General features: G+C 73.8%; 1 protein-coding gene and 1 pseudogene. Both read left to right on the top strand.

Annotated features, from left to right (window positions below; translation table 11 throughout):
- Positions 1-246: pseudogene (locus tag L0B03_RS17795) on the top strand (allophanate hydrolase); the annotation flags it as partial.
- Between the two features lie 123 nt (positions 247-369).
- Positions 370-1,335, top strand: a complete 966-nt coding sequence (locus L0B03_RS17790) for an ABC transporter substrate-binding protein (protein WP_250448337.1) — start codon at positions 370-372, stop codon at positions 1,333-1,335.
- The last annotated feature ends 160 nt before the right edge of the window (positions 1,336-1,495 follow it).

Below are 1,495 nucleotides of genomic sequence, written 5' to 3'. Positions count from 1 at the left end.
ACCGGCCCGGCCGGGACCGACGGGACCGCGGCGCCGACCGGCGCGAGCCTTCCCGGCGAGGAGTGGCTGCTCTCCCCGGCGGCCCTCGGCACGCTGCTCACCACCGTGGCTCCGCCCCTGGCCCTGGGGCAGGTCGAGCTCGAGGACGGCAGCACCGTCCTGGGTTTCACCGGCTGGCTCACGGGGGCCGAGACCGACATCACCGACCACGGCGGGTGGCGCGCGTTCCGCCGCTCGACCGGCTGACCCCGTCCACGGCCCGCCCCGGGCCCCGACCTCGACCGACCTGTCCGACCGACCCGCACCCCTGACCCGCACGCACCGATCTGCACCCCCGACCCGCACGCACCGGATCCTGGAGACCCCCACATGAACCGTCACACCCGCACCGTCGGCGCCGCCGCAGCGGCCCTCGCCCTGACCGCCACCGTCGCCGGCTGCAGCACCGCGAGCGCCGGGGACGGTGACGGCGGCGAGACGACCACCGTCACGGTCGGCACGCTCAAGGGGCAGCCGCACCTGTTCCACCCCTTCTTCTACGAGGAGCTCGCGGCCGAGGGCGTCGAGTTCGAGGTGATCCAGTTCGACACCTCCCCCGACATCAAGAACGCCGTGGTCAGCGGCAGCGTCGACTTCGGCGTGACCGGGGTGCCGGCGGCGCTCTCGGGTGTCGCGGTCGGTGAGGACGTCAAGGTCGTGGCCTCGGCCGCGGACGGCGGCACCGGGATCGTCGGCCTCCCCGAGATCGACGGGGTCGAGGACCTCGCCGGGCGGACCGTCGGCTACCCGCAGGGCGCCTCGCAGGAGATCCTGCTCCGCCTGACCCTCGAGGCCCACGGCGTCGAGATCGACGACCTCGAGCTGGTCAACCTTCCCTTCTCCGACATGGCCAACGCCCTGGCCTCGGGCCAGATCGACGCTTTCTCGAGCGCGGAGCTCGGCCCGTCGATCGCCAAGCAGGACGGCGCGGTCGACGTCGTCGACCCCTACGAGACCCCCGTCGGCCGGGTCAACATCGGCCTGGTCACCACCCAGCGCATGATCGACGAGGACCCCGAGACCGTGCAGGCCGTGGTCGACACGCACGTCGCCGCCACCGAGCACATGGTCGACAACCCCGAGGAGTGGGCCGACGCCGTGGTCGAGCAGTTCGGCCTGGACGCCGCCGTGGTCGAGACCGCACTGGGCAACATCTGGCCCCGCTGGGAGCTGGACGCCGAGTACCGCGACCAGGTCACCGCCCTGACCGAGGAGATGCACGCCCTCGGCTACCTCGACGCCGCGCCGTCGGCCGAGGACGTCTTCGACACCACCTTCGTCGACGCGACCTCCTGACCCCCACGGTGCCCGGGTGGTCACTCCACCCGGGCACCGGCTCAGCGAAGGGACCCCGCCATGAGCACCACGACCTCGACCTCCGACGCCCCGGCCGGCACCGGCACCCGCCGGCGGCCCGACGGCGCCTCGACCACCGCCCCCTCGACCCCGGGCGCCG

It is taken from the genome of Actinotalea sp. C106 (assembly GCF_023630195.1).
Classification (GTDB): domain Bacteria; phylum Actinomycetota; class Actinomycetes; order Actinomycetales; family Cellulomonadaceae; genus Actinotalea.
The sequence above is the reverse complement of the archived record's forward strand: the minus strand, read 5'-3'. Positions and strand labels throughout refer to the sequence as shown.